21 protein-coding genes are annotated in these 19,910 nt (G+C 66.0%); 9 read left to right on the top strand and 12 right to left on the bottom strand.

Annotation, left to right across the window (positions count from 1 at the left end; all coding sequences use genetic code 11):
• Positions 1 to 3: 3 nt before the first annotated feature.
• From QC180_RS09325 to QC180_RS09315, 3 genes are all read right to left on the bottom strand, one after another.
• Positions 4 to 1,470: a cytochrome b5 domain-containing protein gene (locus QC180_RS09325; protein ID WP_278262236.1), complete on the bottom strand. Its 1,467-nt coding sequence runs from the start codon at positions 1,468 to 1,470 to the stop codon at positions 4 to 6.
• A gap of 250 nt (positions 1,471 to 1,720) precedes the next feature.
• Positions 1,721 to 2,518, bottom strand: a complete 798-nt coding sequence (locus tag QC180_RS09320; RefSeq protein ID WP_278262235.1) for an LppX_LprAFG lipoprotein — start codon at positions 2,516 to 2,518, stop codon at positions 1,721 to 1,723.
• Positions 2,519 to 2,734: 216 nt separating this feature from the next.
• Complete coding sequence (locus QC180_RS09315) at positions 2,735 to 3,100, bottom strand: DoxX family protein (protein ID WP_278262234.1); 366 nt, start codon at positions 3,098 to 3,100, stop codon at positions 2,735 to 2,737.
• Positions 3,101 to 3,148: 48 nt separating this feature from the next.
• On the opposite strand from QC180_RS09315, the gene QC180_RS09310 reads away from it, so the two are divergent.
• Positions 3,149 to 3,544, top strand: a complete 396-nt coding sequence (locus QC180_RS09310; RefSeq protein WP_278262233.1) for a winged helix-turn-helix transcriptional regulator — start codon at positions 3,149 to 3,151, stop codon at positions 3,542 to 3,544.
• Between the two features lie 246 nt (positions 3,545 to 3,790).
• On the opposite strand, the gene QC180_RS09305 is transcribed toward QC180_RS09310, so the two are convergent.
• The 4 genes from QC180_RS09305 to QC180_RS09290 form a co-directional block, all read right to left on the bottom strand.
• Positions 3,791 to 4,615: a DUF1707 domain-containing protein gene (locus tag QC180_RS09305; RefSeq protein WP_278262232.1), complete on the bottom strand. Its 825-nt coding sequence runs from the start codon at positions 4,613 to 4,615 to the stop codon at positions 3,791 to 3,793.
• A 96-nt stretch (positions 4,616 to 4,711) separates the two neighbouring features.
• On the bottom strand, positions 4,712 to 5,320 hold the full coding sequence (locus QC180_RS09300) for an NPCBM/NEW2 domain-containing protein (protein ID WP_278262231.1): 609 nt from the start codon (positions 5,318 to 5,320) through the stop codon (positions 4,712 to 4,714).
• Between the two features lie 234 nt (positions 5,321 to 5,554).
• Entirely contained in the window at positions 5,555 to 6,091 is a 537-nt protein-coding gene (locus tag QC180_RS09295; RefSeq protein ID WP_278262230.1) for a hypothetical protein, read from the bottom strand.
• Between the two features lie 48 nt (positions 6,092 to 6,139).
• Positions 6,140 to 8,509, bottom strand: coding sequence for a helix-turn-helix domain-containing protein (locus QC180_RS09290; RefSeq protein ID WP_278262229.1), 2,370 nt, complete (start codon positions 8,507 to 8,509; stop codon positions 6,140 to 6,142).
• Positions 8,510 to 8,632: 123 nt separating this feature from the next.
• Here QC180_RS09290 and QC180_RS09285 point away from each other — a divergent pair, with 123 nt between their 5' ends.
• The 6 genes from QC180_RS09285 to QC180_RS09260 all read left to right on the top strand — a co-directional run bounded on the left by QC180_RS09285 (position 8,633) and on the right by QC180_RS09260 (position 12,629).
• Positions 8,633 to 8,869: a hypothetical protein gene (locus QC180_RS09285; protein ID WP_278262228.1), complete on the top strand. Its 237-nt coding sequence runs from the start codon at positions 8,633 to 8,635 to the stop codon at positions 8,867 to 8,869.
• Between the two features lie 4 nt (positions 8,870 to 8,873).
• Positions 8,874 to 9,695 (top strand): Mov34/MPN/PAD-1 family protein, encoded by an 822-nt coding sequence (locus QC180_RS09280; RefSeq protein ID WP_278262227.1) that lies wholly within the window; start codon positions 8,874 to 8,876, stop codon positions 9,693 to 9,695.
• 195 nt (positions 9,696 to 9,890) lie between these two features.
• On the top strand, positions 9,891 to 10,949 hold the full coding sequence (locus QC180_RS09275; RefSeq protein WP_347567313.1) for an SEFIR domain-containing protein: 1,059 nt from the start codon (positions 9,891 to 9,893) through the stop codon (positions 10,947 to 10,949).
• A gap of 46 nt (positions 10,950 to 10,995) precedes the next feature.
• Positions 10,996 to 11,403, top strand: coding sequence for a hypothetical protein (locus QC180_RS09270; RefSeq protein ID WP_278262225.1), 408 nt, complete (start codon positions 10,996 to 10,998; stop codon positions 11,401 to 11,403).
• A 17-nt stretch (positions 11,404 to 11,420) separates the two neighbouring features.
• The gene (locus QC180_RS09265) at positions 11,421 to 11,744 is read left to right on the top strand and encodes a hypothetical protein (RefSeq protein WP_278262224.1); all 324 of its coding nucleotides are present in this window, start codon (positions 11,421 to 11,423) and stop codon (positions 11,742 to 11,744) included.
• A 60-nt stretch (positions 11,745 to 11,804) separates the two neighbouring features.
• Positions 11,805 to 12,629 carry a hypothetical protein gene (locus QC180_RS09260; RefSeq protein WP_278262223.1) on the top strand — a complete coding sequence of 275 codons (825 nt, stop codon included), beginning with the start codon at positions 11,805 to 11,807 and terminating at the stop codon, positions 12,627 to 12,629.
• A gap of 57 nt (positions 12,630 to 12,686) precedes the next feature.
• Here the strand turns inward: QC180_RS09260 and QC180_RS09255 are convergent, their stop codons facing one another.
• Positions 12,687 to 13,544: a helix-turn-helix transcriptional regulator gene (locus QC180_RS09255; protein WP_278262222.1), complete on the bottom strand. Its 858-nt coding sequence runs from the start codon at positions 13,542 to 13,544 to the stop codon at positions 12,687 to 12,689.
• A gap of 95 nt (positions 13,545 to 13,639) precedes the next feature.
• Here QC180_RS09255 and QC180_RS09250 point away from each other — a divergent pair, with 95 nt between their 5' ends.
• Complete coding sequence (locus QC180_RS09250) at positions 13,640 to 14,833, top strand: recombinase family protein (RefSeq protein ID WP_278262221.1); 1,194 nt, start codon at positions 13,640 to 13,642, stop codon at positions 14,831 to 14,833.
• Positions 14,805 to 15,293, top strand: coding sequence for a hypothetical protein (locus tag QC180_RS09245; protein WP_278262220.1), 489 nt, complete (start codon positions 14,805 to 14,807; stop codon positions 15,291 to 15,293). Before QC180_RS09250 ends, QC180_RS09245 begins: the two co-directional genes overlap by 29 nt.
• 13 nt (positions 15,294 to 15,306) lie before the next feature.
• Here QC180_RS09245 and QC180_RS09240 read toward each other — a convergent pair whose 3' ends face one another.
• From QC180_RS09240 to QC180_RS09225, 4 genes are all read right to left on the bottom strand, one after another.
• Positions 15,307 to 15,477 carry a hypothetical protein gene (locus QC180_RS09240; RefSeq protein WP_278262219.1) on the bottom strand — a complete coding sequence of 57 codons (171 nt, stop codon included), beginning with the start codon at positions 15,475 to 15,477 and terminating at the stop codon, positions 15,307 to 15,309.
• 754 nt (positions 15,478 to 16,231) lie between these two features.
• Positions 16,232 to 16,666: a hypothetical protein gene (locus QC180_RS09235; RefSeq protein WP_278262218.1), complete on the bottom strand. Its 435-nt coding sequence runs from the start codon at positions 16,664 to 16,666 to the stop codon at positions 16,232 to 16,234.
• Between the two features lie 91 nt (positions 16,667 to 16,757).
• Positions 16,758 to 17,450 carry a hypothetical protein gene (locus QC180_RS09230; protein ID WP_278262217.1) on the bottom strand — a complete coding sequence of 231 codons (693 nt, stop codon included), beginning with the start codon at positions 17,448 to 17,450 and terminating at the stop codon, positions 16,758 to 16,760.
• A 1,154-nt stretch (positions 17,451 to 18,604) separates the two neighbouring features.
• Entirely contained in the window at positions 18,605 to 19,840 is a 1,236-nt protein-coding gene (locus QC180_RS09225; RefSeq protein ID WP_278262216.1) for a helix-turn-helix domain-containing protein, read from the bottom strand.
• Between the last annotated feature and the right edge of the window lie 70 nt (positions 19,841 to 19,910).

Below are 19,910 nucleotides of genomic sequence, written 5' to 3'. Positions count from 1 at the left end.
GGGTCAGACGGTTCCGATACCGGTGAAGCCCTGCACCGTGTAGGTGACGCAGGTCTTCAGCGCTGTGGGTGCGCAATGCTCGCGCACGAATCCCCACCGGTTCTCCTCGGCTTCGCGCGAGGGCGCGAGCAGGTAAGTCCGGCACAGCTTGGGGAAACGATCTCCGAAGAAACTCTTGGCGGGCAGCCATTCCACGCCGAACTTCGCCGACTCCTCGCGCACCACGTCCTCGGTGGCGATATTGGCGAAACCGCTGCGCTGGAACGGCAGCACATGGTGCACACGGTGCGAGCTGAGCCCGGCCGAGAGGAAGCAGTCGACGTACTTGTTGCCGACCACGGTCAGGTCGTAGGCCTGCTCGAGCTGGTTGACCGCCCAGTCGTCGGTCTCGACGTGCAGTTCCTCGGTGGGCACCTCGAAGTCGTGGCTGGCCACCACCATGAAGGTGGAGATCCACAGCGTGATCACGAACTGCAGGGCCCAGGCCCAGAAGTCACCGGCCAGGGTGAACACGACCACCTCGGCGACCAGCAGGAACCGCACACCGAACGAGCCGATGAAGTGCGGCAGCGCCCCACCCCAGGTGCCGTACATGTCCTTGATGCCGACCTTGCGGGTCAGACGGCAGACATCGAGCAGGCGGATGATCATGCCGGTCAACAGGTGACCGAACTTGTGCACGGTGTGGATCGGCACCCGGTACAGGCGCGGCACCTGCATCATCATCGTGAAGACGTTCTTCTTGATGTCGACTTCACTCTGCGTGTGCGGGTGGTGCAGCAGCGCGTGCCCGTCGGCGGTGACGAACGACAGCGCGACATAGTTCATGTCGAAGGCGTTGACCGCGTACTTGTTCCAGCCCTTCTGCGCGCGATGGATCGCGTAGTGGCCGAAACCGGCTAGCGAGCTGCGCAGCAGCACCATCGCGATCACGAAGACCGGCAGCGGCATCCAGCTGGTGTCCCACAGACGCAGGCCCTGCACCGCGAAGTAGGCGAAGATCAGGAACGCGACGACGATGTCGAACAGCCGGTCCATACGCTTCAGGCGCGCGGCCAGTTCGGGTTCCTTGATCCTGGCCTTGACCTTGTGCAGCAGGTCGCTCTTGTCGTCGAACTTGTACTTCGGGGTGTCGTCCCAGCTGTTGAAGCCGTCCTTGAACAGGAAGTCGGGCGCGTTGTTCTTGGGATGGATGTCTTCGGGAGTGGCAGCGCGATCGAGGCTGTAACGCTCGATCATCCGCGCGATTTTTTCCGGATCACGGTGGTAGGAACCGATGATCGAGGTGATGTCGCGGTTCTTCGTGCGGCCGATGAAGAATTCACCGCCTGGATGCTTGGAGATCCAGTCGCTCAGGTCGTAGGCTCTGCCGTTATACACCCATACGTTGTTGACGGGAGGCCGACCCCCGGGGCCGGGTGGTGGCGGGAGCTCGCGCTCCTCTTCATCAGGTCGATCATCGATCGTCATTTGTTCTTCCTCCGTGTCGATCGGCGTTCGATGCGTGCTGCCTGCCGACCAGCGTCCCGACACGTATAGTCCTTGTGGCGCCTTGCATCTCGCTGAACATTCTCTTATCGGATGCGCCTGCGTGCGTTGATGATTCGCGGACCCAGGGCGACACCCACACGACACACCGGTCCGGGGCCGCGGACGGCACTGCGTGCCAGGCTCCGCGATCCCCGGACCGGTGTGGGTGGTGGTCCGGTAACCGGTCCGATCAGCCCGCAGGCTTCACGATGTTGACCGGCTTGGCCCAGTTGGACAGGCCGACGGTGACCTCACCGGCGTCCTTCTTCACCACGGCCTTCACGAGGTTCGGGCCGTCACCGGTGGAGGCGGCATCCGAGGGCTTGGTGGAATCCGAGGCCGGGGGCGCGGTGTCCTGGATCCACAGGGTGATCGGCATAGTTCCGGCGTTCTGGCCGATGCGGGGCACGATCGGGTCGATGACGGCGGCGTCGATGGTGCCGGTGATCTTCACGGTGTTGATGCCGTCGATGACCTCACGGCTCTCGGCCTTCGGGTTCTGCACGTTGGCGATCACATTGGCGATGCCCTTGTCCTTGTCCAGGATGACGCCCGGATCGTAGACCTTCTCCGCCGGGCCCGCGGGCACGTAGCGGCCGCCGGTCTCGGTGTAGAGCACCTTGTCGACCACCAGGAACTTCGCCTCGGTGAACGGGTCCTCGGGCTTGATCTTGACCTTGGCCTCGCCCATCGCGGCGCCGGAGCCCTGGGTCTCGTTGGTGACATCGGCCGAGACCGTCTCCACCGGCAGGTCCGGCAGGTTGGTGACGTCGATGTTCAGGTGCACGGTGCGCAGGGTCTGGGTGGTCTTGGCCGACTCCTTCACCAGCTGCGCGCCGTCGGGCAGGGCACCCGTGGGCGGAGCGGTGGTGGTCTCTTCGCTGGAGCAGCCGGACACGAGGGCCGCGCACAGGGCCGCCGCCGCGACGACCGAAGTGAGGGCGGAGCGCCGCGAGAAGCGACGCCGCGTGCTGGGATTCGGTGTCATGTCGATCAAGTTTCATCCCCTGGAGATGGTCGTGTATCGCTGTGGTGAGGCAGCCGAAGCTGCCGCTGCCTGCGACATACTAAGCAGACCATCGGACATCTCGCGCTCCCCCGACGGCGATAGTACCCGAGGATTTCGTTTCGCGACTCATACGCGGGGACTATCGAATTCGGCTCTGGGAGCACCATCGACACCCCGCCGGAGGCCTCGGTCCGCTCAGAGGGTCGCGGCGCGCAACCCGCCGGTGACCACCGCTACGCCTGCCAGCACGGCGGCCGGAGGTATTCCGGCGAAGTCTCCGACGCGCAGGTGGGTAGCGACCGCACCCAGAAAATAGAGCGTCACGCCGACCGCCGCCGCGACGCCCAGCGGACCCCACCAGACTCCGGCGACGAGTCCGACCGCGCCCGCGATCTGCACCGCGCCGAGGAATGGCAACATGCGGAAGGGGAGAGCGAGGGTGGACATCTGGTCCACCAATCGCTTCGGACGGGTGAACTTCGCACCGGCCGAGACGAGAAGCACCGCGGACAGAACAGCGGCGATGATGACGTAGGCGAGGAACGTGAGTGGGTGTCGCATACGAACGACCCTAGGAAGCCGATAGGTACCAAAAGGTACCCTTCAGCGATGAGCCTGCGTCCCGGCACCGTCTTCCTGACCGACTGCCCGGCCAGGCTGGCCATCGAGATCATTGCGAACAAATGGGCCGTGGTCACCCTGTTCGGCCTCAGCGAAGGTCCACTGCGGCACGGTGAGCTGGTCGAGCTGATCGGTGGCGTTTCCCGCAAAGTACTGACCCAGACATTGCGTCGACTGCAAGACCACGGGCTCGTCACCCGACAGGTCTACGCGGAAGCTCCGCCGCGGGTGGAGTACAGCCTGACCGAACTCGGACGCACGCTCGAGGAACCCATCCGAGCCCTGACCATGTGGGCCAGAGACAACGGCGAGGCAGTCGCCGCCGCGTACGAAGCGACAACGACCAACGCCGAAGCCCTGGACGGCAACGCTCCTCAGCAGTGAGTTCGAGGCTCACCACCGCCTCGCTGTGCGATCGCGCGGCCTGCGGCCGGGCGCGCGGCGGCGAACACCTGGCCTGCGCCGCGGTGCTGGTACCAGGCTGAGCTACCCACCCAGGGGACACGTCATGGCGCGTCACACAATCGCCCCACTTCAGCTGGCGGGCAACACCCACGAATCCACCTCGAGTGCGAGCGAAGCGCCAGGATGCCGCGGACGCGACCCGGGCCGTCACCGCCGATTCGTCGGCTACCGCGTGACGCGCAGATCGCCGAAGACGCCGACGCAGTCGCCACCCGTCGTATCGGTCACCTGCAGTCGCAGGCGCAGCGGCTTGTCGAACTCGAGGTGAACCGGCACCGTGGCCCCGAGTTTGACGATGACATCGGTCAGCAGTGTTCCGTCTGCGTAGATCTGGAACTGCACGGCGATATCGCTAGGGGTCGAGTCGTCCTGGATGCCGAGCACGGCGTCGAGCTGGGTGAACTTGCGCGCCAAATCGTACTCGACGAAAGCCATCTCCTTCTTTGCGGGCTCGAGGAGAACGGAGCGACTGTAGGACGTCCCAGACACCTGACTCGGCCCGGAATCGAGATCCCAGTATTTGCCCCCGGACAAGGCCTCGAAGTCCATCACGTACTGGACGGCGTCGGTGCTCACATTCGGCAGCGCACCCGAGGATGTCGAACCGGACGTCGTTGTGGAAGTCGCCGTGGTCGTGGTGGATTGGGAAGTCGTCGAAACCACGGCACTACTCCGGGGCGTAGTCGTCGACACCGCTGCCGTGGTCTCGCTCGTCGGTGTCGCCCGCTGTGCCAGGACCACCACCGCACCGATCAGCACCACGCACGTGATGCCGAGCGCGGTGGTGGCGAGCAGCCACGGGTTGCGCCGGTCGTTCTTCGGTGCCGGTAGATCCGCGAAAACAACGTCCAGATCCGCCTGGGTGACAGCGGTGGTGATCTGCTGAGCACGCTGATCGAATTCCCGGAGATCGATGCGACCGGCCGCCTGATGCTCGTTGAGAAGCGCCAGCGCGCGATCCCTTTCGATTGTTCCGATCCGTGGAGTCATTGTCACTTTCGTGTGTCCGGAGCGCGGTGTCGCCACACTCGACTGACTATTTGCTGCGGTAATAACTTTTGCGAAGAACTGCGCGCGGGTGCCTTCTCAGCGCTTCCGGCCCGGTGGTTCCGTGCAGTGCACCCGGGGCTGCCCCCACGCATTCTTGGCGTCCTGGGATCGCCGCGTGTCGAGCAATGTCAGCCGGATGGCACCGGTGATATCGAGAGCGACCTCGCGGGCCGCGTCCGCCATCGACATCTCGGCCGCGAAGGCCTCACGATCATCGGTCTGCACGACGAACCGACCGACGCCGTCCGACGAGGACGAATCGGCGTCCTTGCCGATCCATACCGAGAAGCGATCGCACTTGCCGCCGACGGTCCAGATCGCGCGGTCCATCGGATCCGACGACGTCGACGGGTAGAACCCGACAATGCTGGCCGGGAAGCTCGCCGCACCGATCCGAACAGGATCGACCGGGTCGAATCCGTTGTTCCAGGACACGGCCCGGTAGGCCGTCAGGTCGTACCACCCGACGGTGGGCGCGGGCATCGCCGACGTGGCCATCGACGTGACGGGAACGGACGTGGTCGCCACCGACGGCGCGGACGGCAAGGCCCGTTCCTCGGTCGAACCGGGAGACGACGAGGTCGAGTCCGACGTGAGGCGTTCCAGAAAGGACCACGCGCCCTCGGCATTCGCGAGTGCCGCCACGCCCAGGGCCGAGACCGTGGTGACGGCCAGCCATCGCGATCGCTTCGCTTTGGTGAAACTCACGAGATGCTCCAGTCCAGACTTCCGAGGGCGGTGGCACTGTTCGCGGCAACGTTGCCGACAGCACACTCACCGGGTAGATGAATACGTCACTATTCGTTCTGCCGCAACCCGATTCGCGAAATTGAACGATCCGATTCGATTCCGTCCGGAATTGAGTTCCGGTCGGTCGCGTCAATTCTCCGCGCGAGCCAGCTTTCGCTGCTCTGTGGTGAGCTGTCCGAAGGTGTCGCGCACATAGCGGACGTAGGCGGCACCTGGGTGCGGTACCAGGGATCGGACGTGCAGACCGTCGGACTCGGCGGCCAGTTGCACCTCGACAGAGGCGACATGCGAGCAGAAGGTCAGCAGTGGTTCGGGCACGTCGTAGTCCTGGACCAGGTCGGCGTGTTCGATGATCAGGTCGCGCATGGCCCGGTTCACCGGCATCAGCGCGTGGTCACGCCACCGCAGCCAATTGTCGGTGGCGAGGTCGGGCCGACGGTGCGGCGCAGCGGGCAGCTGCGACTCGCGCAGCTTCTCCCAGATGCGCTCGTTGATGTCGACCAGAACGTGCAGCGGACCGTACAGTTCGCGAATCTGCCTGCTGACCCGGAGAAGTCGTGCCTGCCTGCGTTCCTGTGCGAGCTGGCCACGCTGGTTGAGCAGGTAGGCGAGTCCGGCAACCGCGACGGTCGTCACGGCCGTGATGAGAGTGGCGACCATGTTCACGCCATCGACGGTAGTGACGGCAGGACGAAATCGGGATACCGCTGGCGTTCAGACGATTACAGAGTTGTTCAGCCGATCGCCGCTGGATGGCGGGGTGTCCTCCGGAGGGGTTCCCAGTTCTTCGACGCGGGCCGCGATCTCGGCGACGCGGGCGAGGTCACCCACCTCGGTGAACAAGTCGATCGCGGCGCGCCAGTGATGTCGCGCCACCGTGCCGTCGCTGCGGGCGGCGGCGACCTTTCCGAGTCCGTCGTGGCCACGGGCCTGCTCAGCGACACTGCCCGCCATCCGTGCGAGCTCGATGGCGCGGGCGAAGACCTCCCGCGCGTCGGTGTGGTCGTCGAGAGCCAGGTAGGCGTCACCGAGCACGTTCGAGGTCATGGCCTCGTCGACGAACAGGTTAAATGTGCGGAACATCTCGGCCGCGGTCAGCAGTCGCGGCACCGCGTCGAGGCACCGGCCGAGCTTCACCTCGATCAGGGCGGTGTCCCGGAGCAGGATGGCCCTGTTGCGTGGCGCGCCGTGGACCTCGACGAAGGCGAGCGCGCGCAGACTGAGCGCGAGCGCCTGCTCGAATTCCCCTCTACGCACGTGCACCCACGCCTGGTGGGCCAGTGTGGTGTGTTCACCGTGGCGGTCGCCGAGTCGCACGAACAGCCCACGTGCCTGCTCGTAGAGCGCCGCGGCCGCGGTGTCGTCACCGGTGGTCATCGTGGCGAGACCCAGGTTGTTGCGGGTGACGGCCTCCGCGTACTGGTTGCCTGCTCGCACCGTGGCCGCGACGGCCAGATGATGGGTTTCGGTCCACAGTTCGATATCCTTGGCGATGAACGCGAATCCGCGCACGGCGAAGGCGATCTGCCAGCACTGCTCGTCGAGCCCGTACCGGGACGCGGTCCGAACCACAGCGGCCAGGTTGTCCCGCTCGGCGGTCATCGCGCCCATGGCCTCCGGGTAGGTCGTGACCGTCGTGGTCCGGCGCGGTGCACCGGGTGTCATCTCGGCGCGGTGACGGGACGGGGTCAGGACCCGATCCATACTGTCGGCGAACACGGTGTAGTGGTCGACGAGGCGACCGACGGCGGCCCGGGCGGCCTCGTCACCGTGCGCCGTGGCGCGACGGCGGGCGAAGTCGCGCAATAGGTCGTGGAATCGGTAGCGCCCACGCTCATCTGGTTCGAGCAGACTCACCTCGACCAGCAGGCGCAGGTGCCGCCACATGGCCGGGGGCTCCACGCCCATGAGGGCCGCACCGCTCTCGATGTCGAAACTCGTGCCGGGGTGCAGGCCGAGCACCGTGAACGCCCACGCCGAGTCCGCGGGCAGACGAGTCACGGAGAACTCGAACAGGGTCTCGACATCACGATCGCCGTCGTGCAGCATCGCCAGCTCGACGTGGGGGTCGCCGCCACCCGCGGCTGTCGGCCACTGCTCGCTGCGCAGGATCGCCGCTGCGATCCGCACGGCCACCGGCAGTCCGTGGCACTGCCGCGCGATCGCCGTTCGCTGCCGCGGGGTCGGTGCACGGTCGGCGGGGAGCCCGTGAGTGAGGCGGTCGAGCAGGGCGACCGCGTCCGCGTCCGCCAGCCGCCCGATCGGTACCCGGCCCACCTCGTCGAGTCCGTTGAGCGTGCCACGGCTGGTGAGGAGGATCGACGACGCGCTCGTTCCCGGCAGCAGTGGCGCCACGTGGGCCGAGTCCAGGACATTGTCGAGCACGACGAGGCACTTCCTGGCCCCGAGCAGCTCCCGCAGCAGCGAGATCCGCGAGTCTGGTTGCGCGGGAACCGATTCGGGAGCGACCCCGAGCTGCCGCAGCAGCGCACCCGCGGCCACCTCGGGTGCCACGACCGGGCCTGCGGCGTAGCCGTGCAAGTCGAGGAACAGGCAGCCGTCGGGAAACCTGGGCAGCAGACGTCGTGCGGCGCGCACGGCGAGGGCCGTCTTGCCGACCCCGCCGAGACCGGACAGCGCACAGACCGCACCGGCGGCACCGGCGAGCGCGATGACGCGCTCGAGTTCGTCTTCGCGGCCGTGCAGCACAGCGATATCGCGGGGCAATTCGGTGTGGCGCGGCGTCGCCCGCGTCAGCGCTTCGGTTCCGGAGCGGTCGTCGGGGTCACCCCCACAACTCACGGACTCGCCGAGGCGCCCGATCTCGATGGATTCGCGCACCTCGGTCAGCTGTTTGGCATCGGCTCCGGAGATGTTCAGCGCGGAGAGCAAGAGATCGAATCGTTCAGTATTGGGCAGGGTCTCACCGCTCAAGTAGGCGTACACGCTACCAGGAGAAACGTTGAGTTTCCTGGCGACCACGGAGCGTTTGACGCGTTTGTGGGTCCGCTCGGCCCGCAGCGCGGCAGTGTTGAGCTCGGCGGCGAATCGCTCCATCTCCGGCGTCTTCTTCTTGCCGCCCACTGTCAAGCCTCCTGCTCGGACCGCACAGCATCCCTCAGGGTTTTCGAGTGCTTTCCAGAACCCCGGGCGCCTCGCACCTCGATCGTGCTGGCATGACGATTCAGTCTACCGAAGGAGACGACCGTGTCCGATGCGTTGAGCCGATCGGAATCCCGACCGAGCGCCGATCCGTCCCGGCCGCACGGCCTCGTGGTGGACACCGATGGGCGGATTCTGTTGGTGGACAGAACGGAAGAAATCACCGACCGCCAGTTCTCGCAAGTCACTTTCGAGACCTTCCACGCGCTGGTCGCGACGGAGCGCCGTCGGCTACCGGTGGACCGCGAGGGTATCCGGCGCGACGCCTACCGGGGCGCATGAGCGGATGTTCCGCCATATCTCCCTGGTCGACTCCGTGCTGGCCGCCATCGACCAGCACGTCGCCGCCCCGCCGCCGGAACGCGGCGGTGGACTGCTCGGCCCGCTCGGGCTTCCGTTGATCACCACGTTCCTGCCTGACCTGGACGCGATCTCGACCGCGACGACCTTCCGCCTCTCGCCCGCGTTCCAGCGCGCGCTCACTCGCATCGAACACGACGAGCCCGACGTCGAACTGAAGGGGATCGTGCACTCGCACGCCGAGAACGTGAACCGTCCCTCGGCCGGTGACCTCGCGGCCTTCGCCGACTCGCTGCGCCGAACACCGTGGCTCGGCCGATACGTCACACCCATTGTGACGCGAGAGAATCAGCGCACGGGCGATCATCAGGTGCTCCTGCCCCACGGCATGCTTTCGGTCTTCGTCGCAGCGCCCACCGCGCGAGGGGCGATCGAGGTCCGTCCTGCCCGGGTGCAGATCCTGCCGATCGCTCGCGACTGTGCGCGACTCGCGACCGCGCTCGTCGCCTCGGCGTCCGCCCCGCGAACTGTCGATGTCGAGGGTGTCGTCCATGTCGCGGTCATGCTGCGCACGGCGGAACTCGAGCTGACGCTGCTGTTCCCACTGCTGTATCCGACGCAGGCACCGATCGTGCTGGCCGAGCGGCGCGGCGGTTCCGACGGCGGCGGTTCGGCGATGCTGGCGCGCTTCGGTGTCGACCACCGACGCCACCGCATCCTCCCGCTGCCACTCACCTGGGATCTGGCCGTCCCGGCGGAATCCCGGTTGGCGCGGGCGTTGTACGCCGTACCGGATCCGATGTGGTGAATTCCTGCCGAGATGCGGTCCGGGACCCGGTCTCGGTCGCTTACCATTCTGGCCCGTCACAGCGTTCGGCCAGGGACGCAACGGCGCGTATTCCACTCGGGCAGAACCAGTTCGGGATATCGATCAGGAGGACGAGATGAGGAAGAGGACCACGATGCCATCGACCGGGGCCGCTGAGCAGCCCGCTGCGCTCCAGTGAGCACCGAGCAGGACACGACCGGATCTGCGGCTTCGGACAGCGAAGCTCCCCGGGTGTTCGTCTCCTATTCGCACGACACTCCCGAGCACAAGGATTTGGTGCGCGAGTTCAGCACATTTCTCCGTAGTGAGGCGGGCGTCGACGTCCGGCTCGACGTCTGGGACGACCGCGAACGCCAGGACTGGTCGCTGTGGGCCATCGAGCAGATGACGAAAGCTGACTTCGTCCTGGTGATCGCCTCCCCCGCGTATAAGCGCCGCGCGGACGGCACCGCCGCCAGCGACGAGGGTCGAGGCGCGCAGTTCGAGGCAGCGATCCTGCGCAACGATCTCACCAGAGACCTGCGCGGGGAGACCCGGCGGATCCTGCCGGTCATCCTGCCCGGCCGCTCGGTCGACGAGGTCCCGGTGTTCCTGGCCGCCCATTCCACCACCCACTACGAGATCAGCGAATTCACGACCGAAGGCGTCAACGACCTACTCGCGGCCTTCAGCGGAGTCGCCGAACACCCCGCGCCACCACGCGGCAAGTGGATCGGTCCGCAGTTCAGAAGTCGAAACACCGAACCGACAAGGATCGGTGTCACCTCACGGAAAGGGAAGGCAAAGCTACTGACCGAGGCATTCGATCCGATCACGCGAGGCCCGGATCTGCGGATCACCGGAGCGGATCTGAACGGAATCCACTACGGCAACAGCATCGTTCACCGCTGCGCGAACTTCTGCGGCGACCCACGCAGTCCGATCGAGTACAACCTGCGCCGGTCGTTCCAGGAATTCGAGAGCGTGGTCGGCATCCTCGATGACGCCGTCGACGCGCGCCAGATCGGCTATTTCCAGGTGTTCCTCGACGGCGAGGCGCAGAAGCAGGTGGAGGTAGCCTATGGCGAACCGGCGCGGGTCCGCTACGACGTGAGCGATGTCCTCCGGCTGCGCCTGGTCGCCTATCGACCCGACACGGTCGCCAGCCCTGTGCTCGCCGGGGTGGCCGCAGCCGTCGGGCGTTCGAGCAAACTGCCAGCATTGGCCTGGGGAAACCCCACCCTGTTCACCTGAGACCGACCCCTTTTCCCTCCGAACGACCCCCCGCCGCTTTCCAGTGGTGTTCAGCGCTTTTCAGTATTTCCAGGCCATGGGCCGGAAGACCACGGACGACGTGCATTCTCGATGCGGCGACGCCCCAGGCGTTGTCACGAGAAGGCCCGCCGATTCGGGCGCCGGGCGGGGTGCGCGCGAATCGGCGCACCTCCGCCCTTCGGAAAACGGATTAGAGGATATCGACATGCGATTTGTCAACGCATTGTTCGTCGCGGTTTTCGGAATCATGCTCTGTGTAGCCGGATTCACTTTCTACGGTACCGGCGCGATCGTGGTGATCGCGCTCGGGCTCGCTTCCGCCGGATACGCGGGGTATATCGCGTTCTCGCGGGGCACGTACTTCATGACGGATTGGTTCTACGCGCTGCCCATCGTCGGTGGGCTCGTGCTCTTCGCCGGACTCAGCCGATGACGGGCGGTGCGGCGACCATGACTCTGCGCCATCTCATCCCCGTCGCCGCGGGAATTCTCGTGGCACTGACAGCCGTGTCGTGCGGGCAGGACCCCAAAGAGGTGACCTGTTCGGAGTTCGCGGCGATGAGCTACGAGGACCAGAACGATACCCTCGACGACCTCCTCTCCGCCCACGACCTGGAGACACTGTCCACCGCGAACACCATCGGTGTGCGTCGCGAAGTGGACTCCTATTGCGGCACTTTCGGATTCAGCAAGGACACCGGTGGGACTGCGGGCCGCAACGGCTCGCAGTCGATCGACAACGCCGTCGACTGGGAGTCCGGGACGTGGGGCTGAACTCTCTCCACCCGCGGGGCACCGCGGCCGCTACCGCATCTAGGGAAAGGTGAGTACGCAATGCCCGTGGACATTGTCGTCGCCATGTTGATCGCCTGGGCTATCGGCAAAGCCAACCGAGTGGGGCGGGCCGTCAACGGCCTCACCGACGCGGCACTGGACGCTGCGGCGCTTCGGGTGCACAGCGTGGTTGTCGAGAAGCTGGGCGGCGACCCGGCCGTGCGGCAGCTGATGAACGAGGCGCGCACGACAAACGGAGCGGTGTCACCACAGACGCGCGTCGCCGCCGAGCTGTCGATTTCGAGGGCAGTCGCCGACGACAGGCGTTTCGGTGCCGACCTCGAACAGGCCACCGCACCGGCTGCCCCGGCGCCGACCGCATCCGGGGCGGGCGCGAGGACCTACTCCGGCAATGTCGGTGTGACGGGCGACATCAACGCCGAAGGCTCCGTGACGATCGAGAGCGTCGTGAATCAGGTCAAACGTCGCCCGGTGCTCGCGACCCTGGTCGTCGTCGGTGCGCTTGCACTGCTCGCCTTCTTCGCCGACCGGCTGCTGGGCACGACGACGTCGAGCGATCAGACCGCAGGCGGCCCCGCCGCCATCGCGGGCACCTGGACGGCCTCCGACGGATCCGGAACCAAGACCTTCGGCTCCGACGGCGGCCAGTGCGATGGCTTCTACTACAGCAACGGTGTCCCGCTCGACATCGGCGGTCCGATGACGTGCACGATCTCCAGCAAACCGGACACCGACGGCCGATACACCCTGGTGGTGACGCAGAGCCCCAATCGCGCCAGGTACTCCGTCGAATTCACCGACGCCGAGCACGCCACCGTGTTCGATTCGTCCGGGGTCGCGCTCTACGACCTCGAGCGTTTCTGATGGCGTGATCACCCGCGGCGGCACCGACCTGCGAGAGGCGCCGCCGCGGGCCCGCGTTCACCTGCGGGCGCGGCCTTCGAGCTCTGCGGCAACAGCACACATTCGACGATCGTGGAAACGCTTCGTCCACGTAGCGTGCTGCGGACTATCGAATTCGGCCACCGCCACCCGCTCGGCGCACGACCGGCCATGCTCCTCGTCGGACCGCCGCCACTGGTCGTCCGACATTGCCAGCAGTGTGCCCACACGCCCCGCGCCGACCTCGTCGACCGGCGCGAAAACCTGTATCCACGCTCCCCCGGAACCAGGTACGGCCAGCACCGTGAGGTTCATCCGCAACTCCCCGACGACCGGATTCCACACCAGTTTCACCAAATCGCCCGCGGGCGCCACATCGTTGCTCGCCCAGTATTCCGCGAACACCACACTGGCCCCGCACATCTCCTCGACCAGCGCCTGCCACCGCGCATCATCCATCCGCTGCGCATACGCCCCGCGCAGATACGCCACCATCCGACGAAGATCCCCGGCATTGTGCGGATAGGGATTACAGCACTCCGGCAACAAGAAACTCCCCCGCAACACATTCCGCCCGACCTCCCCGAAACTCGGGAACACCCGTCGATAGGCGTCGTTACAGTCCAACACCTCGAACTTCGAATCGAGCAACACCGCGGGCATCGTCCCGAGCTGCCCCAGAATCGCGGGCACCCCCGGGGCCACCCGCACCCCCACCTCACCACCCGTCGGCACCGTCACCCCGGCCAGCCGATACAGATGAGCCCGCTCGGTCACATCCAACCCGAGCACCCGAGCCACCGCATCGAGCACCTGCACACTGGCATTGATCGGCCTCCCTTGCTCGAGCCACGTGTACCAGGTGACTCCAACCCCAGCGACATGTTCGTTACGCATTCCTTCCGTACCGTGGTGGCATGACGAAAACAGTTGGTAGGGAGCTGGATTGGCTTGTCGAGATCAACACCACCCTGGCCGCCGGGGTGATGGGTGTGGACCCTGCGCAGTGGGTGTACGGGTATGTCCGCATCTCCCGGGATGAGAAGGACCGGGCCGAGGGGGTGCAGTTGCAAGCCAAGAACGAAGTCGCCCACGCCACCCGCAAGGGGCTGCCGCTGGCACGGATTCTCTGTGACAACGACCTGTCGGGCGCGGACGCGGACCGGCCGGGGTTGCGCGAAGCATTGCGGCTGGTGGCCGCTGGCCCGGCGAAGACGATCCTTGCTCGTGATGTGGCCCGGTTGACCCGTGACTACGACCTGGGCAACGAGTTGATGAAACTCGGTCGGGATTCCGGGGTGCGGTATGTGTTCGTCAAGGACACCGAATACGACCTCACCTCCGGTGCCGGGCGCAAGAACTTCATGGTCAAGGTCGCCGAAGCGGCCGAGTACCGCGAAACCAACACCGAGAACCTCCTCGACAGGATGAGCGAGGAAGCCGCAAAGGGAGTGATGCAGGGCGGTTCCCGCCGGTTCGGATACGGCAAGGTCGTTGGTATCCACCCGGTCACTGGCGCGCAGATCCTTGACCGGTGCGCGCTGCGTGACGAGGAGGTGGCGGTGTTGCGGGAGGGCCGGGACCGGATCATCAACGGGGAATCGCAAACCACGATCGTCACCGACTGGAACGCCCGGGGCATCACCACCTCCGAGGGCGGCCTGTGGCGGGTGGGTAAGTTGTCACATCTGCTATTGCTGGAGGCGTATGTGGCCTATGACCTGGGGGAGCACACCGACACCACCGGGCAACGCTGCGCGTGCTTGAACAACCCTGACGGTAACGGTGTCCGGGTCCACACCCGTACCGGGACCCGGCACCGCGCGCAGTGGCCCGCAGTGTTCACCCGTGCCGAACACGACGCGATGCGGGCGGCGATCACCGCGCATCGGCGGGCGAAGAACCCGGAGCGGCCCCGGCAGCGTAACGGGGAGTACTGGCTGACCGGGCTCGCCGAATGCGGGGGGACCTGGCCCGAGGGCACCGACCGGGCCGGGCAGTACTGCGGTGCCTGGATGGTCGGGTCGCAGCTCGAGCGGCAGCGCAAGCACGGCACGGTCACCCAGCGCCGATACGGGGTGCCGGGGCAAAGACTCCGCGAAGCGGCGGTGTGGGTGTGGGCGGGTGTTCCGGGATGCGGGCGCGTTGGAGATGTGGGTGGCCCAGCAGGTGATCGCGGCCTATGAGGACCCGGAGATTTTGTCGCGGCTGGACCGGGGCAACGACAACGCCGGACGCATCGCGGAATTGCAGCGGCGGATCGAGATCACGGCGGGGAATCTGGATACCGAGACTGACCAGCGCAGCGAGATCCTGACCGGCGCGGGAGACCCCGACGATTTACGGGTGACCGAACGCACCATCGCCAGCCTGAAACAGACACTGAAAACCCTACGTGCCGAACAGGATTCACTCCGTGGCGCGCAAGCCCTCGCCGTGCTGGCCGATATCGGGTCCACCCCGGGCGAGTTGCGCAAGGCGTGGCACACGAAGGGCGCGCGGTGGCGACACGAAGCCACCGAACGCCTGGTGGAGAAGGTGATAGTGAAACCCGCGAAGATCTACGCCGCGAAATGGGTGGATCAGAACGGCAAGGCGTGGCGGTTCGACACCTCCTCGGTGGAGATCGTGTGGCGGGAACTATAGGCCGGGGCCGCCCTCACGCCGCGCGCCTACCCCGGTCGTGGTCGCGGTCGAGGGTGTCGAGGGTGTTGCGCAGGAACAGTGCCAGCGATTCGATCGCGGCCGGGTTCTCGATCGTCGGCGAGAGTCCTTGCCGTATCCGGCTCTCGGCGACCAGACGGCGGGTCTGCTCGCTGGTCGGTCCCACCCACATGCCCCCGGCGCGGGGCGTGGCCGTTTCACGGCCGGATTCGGCCACAGGGGCGTCAACGGCCCCCGGCGCGGGTTCGGGGGTGTGGCGGCGGTGTGCGGATCAGCGGGCATGAACGGGGTCCTCCCTGACGGCGTTTCCAGCCGCACAAGCGGCCGGAAACAGAGATGCGTGTACACCCCTCTACTGCCGCGAAAACACCCGATTTAGGACACGACAATGCGTGACGATTCGGTAACGATCACAAACACGCAGGTCAACCAGGCCCCGGAGCAGAGACGCTGATCGGCACACAATCAGCATGAATACCGAACCACCAACGCGGACGCGGCCGCCCACGGATGTCTATACATAGTGAATGCATAGACAATCCCTGTTGATATCCGGACGGATATTCCACCACTGACCAGCGGACGCGGGTGCGTCGTTCCAATCCGCGCAGCGAATATCGCAGGTGATCTCGCCATCGAACATGCCACGGAAAAATATTCATCGCCGCACCCACCGATCTACTCACCCCACGGCAGACGCGCGGCGGGCGGGTGCGTTCGGTCTCCGCGCTTTGGACACCGGCCGGGCTCGTCGGGTCGGCCGGGTCGATCTCGTGACGGGGCGCAGTCCGTTTCCAGCATCGCAGAGGTGGCCGATCGCCTCCGCCCCAAAGATGACCCCTGCCGCCCACAGGAAACGGCCGGTGGTGCCGAACGGGAGTTGTTCGGCACCACCGGCCGTCGTCAGCGGGTAGGCGGGGTCAGCAGGTGCGCGGTCGGTTGGTGGATGGGGTGAACGCGGCCGGGGTGCCGGTGGAGCGGAACCGCCACAGCGGCAACGCCTTCGCCGTGCCGGTCTCCTCGCCGGTGTGGTTGGTGACCGGGGTGGGGGTGGCGGCCACGACCGCGCTGGCGGCGGTGTCCGGGTTGGGGTAGGTGGTCCCGGTCAGTGGTCCGGTGATGATCCGTACCGAACCGGTGTAGGGGAAGAACTCACCCTCGGTCCGGTGCAGCCGGTAGCGCAGCATCACCGGCGCCCACGGCACCATGACCGGCAACACCGGCACGCTGAGCTCGCGAATCGCCACAGTCGCGATCTCGAGCCACAACGCCACACTGTCAGGGGCCAGGGTCGCGTTGGCGAACACCCGGTGCAGGGCGGGGGCCAGGATCGCCGGGGAAGCAGTGGAATACATGATTGAGCACCTCTCAGGGATAGTTTGGAAGGCGCGGTGTCGGACTCCCCGAAGGTAGGAACTTCGGGGATTCCGGCATCGCCCCGGTTCGTCAGGACGCGAGGGTGAATTTCTTGGGGGACGTGCAGGTTTGGCGGGCGGACCCGTCACCGGTGAGCTTGACCAGGGCGTTGTGGACCGCACCGCTGGAGCGGTCGAGTTCTTTCCCGATCTGATGTGGGGTGAACTCCTGCCCCAGGTGGTCGTGGAGGAAGTCCTCGACGTGGCCGCGCAACGCGCCAGCTGGCAGGCGTCGCACCGTCGACTCCGCATCCACCGTGGCCGCGTCGGCGGGCGCGGACGGGACCGCCGGGACCGGATCGGTAGCTTCGCCGCCAGTCGGGGCGACTACGGGGCTTTCCGGTGCACTGTCGAGCGCATCGACGGCCCGATCGGCATCCTCGGCGAGAATGACCGGTTCGGTGGTGGTGGAATCAGATTCCGGTGCGGCCGATCCAGCAGTCCAGGCTTTCGCCGCCCGCGGCGAGGCAAGGTCGGTGATCGAGGCGGCGGCCCCGACCGCTTCCCAGCTCGTCAGCAGACGACGGGCCGTGGACAACCCGACCCCGGACACGTCAGCCAGCGTGGCGGCCGTGGCGCCGGGACGAGCCGCCAGCGCATCCCACAACGCGCGGGCGGCGTCGCTGCCCAGCACCGGCACCACCGTCGGTGAATCCGGCCGATCGGCCGGGCCGGGCGGCGCAGGCGCCGTGGTGGCGGCATCATATTTCTTGGACATCGGCATTTCCCTTCAACGATGGGTGCGGGGTGAATACGGCTGTCCCGGTTGGGACAGCGACATCGCCACCGATCGGGGACATGTTCCCCTGGGGTTCGGTACGGTTGTCGGCTCCCATGGACGCTCCGTAGCGGGGCCGATGTCAAGCAGAACGTGAAAACAACTCCCGACCGCCACACCCCGACTCGACCTGCATGAAATGCGCCTCGCGAGCGAAAGATTCGACACCCGCCTCCGCGAGTCGCCGGCCTCGCCCCGATCGAAACGAACCTCCAGTGCGGCGGCGTGCGGGAGTCGGCGCCTCGAACCAGGTCAGGAAGAAGACCCCAGCCTCGGACCGCCGAACGGAGAACGATCTTCAACGCCTGGAGCGCAAGACCGTGAAACACCGAACCGCTCGCGGACACGGGCCGCGCACGCATGTCTATACAGTGGACATGTATAGACAATCCACACAGTGGACATGTATAGACAATCCACGACGATATCCGCGCGGATATCCCGCCGGTGACCAGCGGAAACACTGAATGCGGGTGCGTCGTTTTGATCCACGCACCGAGCAGGGCACAGAACCTTGCCATCGAATGTGCCCCGGAGAAAATCTCATCGACGCACTCACCGATCTACCGCCCACGGCAGGGCCCAGGCCAGGCTCGCCACTCCTCCGTTACCGACTCCGACGGAGGCCACCAGGTCGGCCGGATCTGATGACGGGCCGGAACGGCGGGGGCAAGTCCCCGGAATCGGCCCCGCATGAACTCCAGCAGTCAACAGCAGGCGCAGGAACCGGATGTCTATTATCAATAGAATAATAGACAATCCTGGATAACACCCACGCACGGATGTAGCCCCTACGCTGCGGATACCCAATATCCCGGTGTAGCCATTTGATAGCCCCACACATTTCCCTACACATTTCGCCCCACAAAGCGCCACACATAGACCACCGCAAAAATCCATTTCCCGCGCAAGCAGCAACTATCAACCAAACTCGATCGCGCGTACCCGGCGCTCGCGGATCGGGACGAGGTAGCGGACTCGCCAATAGGGTCCTTCCCACGTCGGCGTTCTCAGCAGCCTCCGCCGCGCTCGGGACATCGACCGGGACCGATTCTCGCCGACAGAACTCACCCGGCGCCACGCGCCACGGCCGCCATTATCTACCTCGCGAGGATGTATGCCCCCAGCGTTTCGCGCATGCCGGTGGCGGGGACGCTGTCCGGGAAGTGTTCGCCCAGCAGGCGATCGAGCTGGCGCAACCGTTTCCGAACCCAGGAAAAGTGCGCGCTGATCGGGTTTTCGAGGACCGGGGTGACCGCTGCGATGCTCCCGTCCAGGTCCCCGAGCCGGGCGTTGGCGGTCGCGAGATAGATGTGCGAGAGCATCTCGTCGCCGGGTGAACGCTGAACTTGCCATGCTGCTATTGCATCCTGGGACGCTTTCGCCGACCGATTCAGCGTTTTTGGGTCCTCCGCCCACATCAGCGAGAATCCCCGGTAGTAGATCTGCTTCGCTGGTGTGAACGTGAACAGGCCCGGAAACTCATCCATGCTCGCGCGGTCGCGTGCACGCTCAGCGTCATCGAGCAGTTCCAGCGCCCGGCCGGAGTCACCCAAGTTCGCTACCGAGGCAGCGAGCCCGCACAGCAGCCGCGCTTCCGCTGTGCCTGTCGAATTGTTGGTGTAGCGGAGTCCGTCCGACGCAGCCCGAGCTGCTTGCTCGAAGTTCTTGTCGAATCGGAAAGCCAGTGCCTGGGTGCCTCGGGACCATGCCCGCAATTGGTCGTGGTCGGCGCGATCGCCGAGCTTGAACGTGGCATGTGCGTGCATGCGGGCCGTTTCCGCCTGCCCCAGGTCCAACGTGAGGTATGCCAGTACACCACACACGCGCCCCAACGCCGCGTATAGCGTTCGCAGTTCATCCGGTGAATGCGCGCCGACCCTGACGCGACGCATCAGCTCAACGCGGAGGTCCGACGCCCGCGTCAGAGTGATGTCGTAGGGCTCGAACCTGGCGCCGGTCGCGATATCGTGCACTCCGGCTTGGATCTCGTCGAGGTCGGCCGCGTCCGGCAACGCCAGAAAGGACTCCGAATCGATTCTGGCCTGTTCCAGCATCCGCATCGTGTCCGCATGACGAGCGTGTTCGCGCTGGTCGGCATCCCACGCTGCGACCAGCCTTCCGGCGGCGCCGAGCGCGATGTCGGCCGACTCGACCCACGCGCGGTCTTTCGGCCACCGACGACCAGACTCGATGTGCGCGATCTTCGTGTGATCGCAGAACAGCAGCGCGCCGAGCTCGCGGAAGCTCAGGCCGCGGGCCTCGCGGGATCGCCTCAGCTCCGTGCCCGTTCGGTCGGTCTCCATACTGAGCAATTTCGTCGCTTCGGTGTCCACACGTACCCGCCTGCCTGTTGACAGTTCCCCACACCCGATTTGTCAACAGCGTAGCGCGCCCACCGGCAGC

Source organism: Nocardia anocheti (assembly GCF_029675105.1).
In the GTDB taxonomy this organism is placed as follows: domain Bacteria; phylum Actinomycetota; class Actinomycetes; order Mycobacteriales; family Mycobacteriaceae; genus Nocardia.
This window is presented reverse-complemented; position numbering and strand designations above follow the sequence as displayed.

What these genes read in the sequence shown, in the direction of transcription:
- QC180_RS09315 (WP_278262234.1), bottom strand. Translation starts at nt 3,100, where the DNA reads ATGCGACACCCACTCACGTTCCTCGCCTACGTCATCATCGCCGCTGTT.
- QC180_RS09305 (WP_278262232.1), bottom strand. Translation starts at nt 4,615, where the DNA reads ATGACTCCACGGATCGGAACAATCGAAAGGGATCGCGCGCTGGCGCTT.
- QC180_RS09230 (WP_278262217.1), bottom strand. Translation starts at nt 17,450, where the DNA reads ATGCCGATGTCCAAGAAATATGATGCCGCCACCACGGCGCCTGCGCCG.
- QC180_RS09280 (WP_278262227.1), top strand. Translation starts at nt 8,874, where the DNA reads ATGTTCCGCCATATCTCCCTGGTCGACTCCGTGCTGGCCGCCATCGAC.
- QC180_RS09265 (WP_278262224.1), top strand. Translation starts at nt 11,421, where the DNA reads ATGACTCTGCGCCATCTCATCCCCGTCGCCGCGGGAATTCTCGTGGCA.
- QC180_RS09260 (WP_278262223.1), top strand. Translation starts at nt 11,805, where the DNA reads ATGCCCGTGGACATTGTCGTCGCCATGTTGATCGCCTGGGCTATCGGC.
- QC180_RS09235 (WP_278262218.1), bottom strand. Translation starts at nt 16,666, where the DNA reads ATGTATTCCACTGCTTCCCCGGCGATCCTGGCCCCCGCCCTGCACCGG.
- QC180_RS09310 (WP_278262233.1), top strand. Translation starts at nt 3,149, where the DNA reads ATGAGCCTGCGTCCCGGCACCGTCTTCCTGACCGACTGCCCGGCCAGG.
- QC180_RS09325 (WP_278262236.1), bottom strand. Translation starts at nt 1,470, where the DNA reads ATGACGATCGATGATCGACCTGATGAAGAGGAGCGCGAGCTCCCGCCA.
- QC180_RS09255 (WP_278262222.1), bottom strand. Translation starts at nt 13,544, where the DNA reads ATGCGTAACGAACATGTCGCTGGGGTTGGAGTCACCTGGTACACGTGG.
- QC180_RS09320 (WP_278262235.1), bottom strand. Translation starts at nt 2,518, where the DNA reads ATGACACCGAATCCCAGCACGCGGCGTCGCTTCTCGCGGCGCTCCGCC.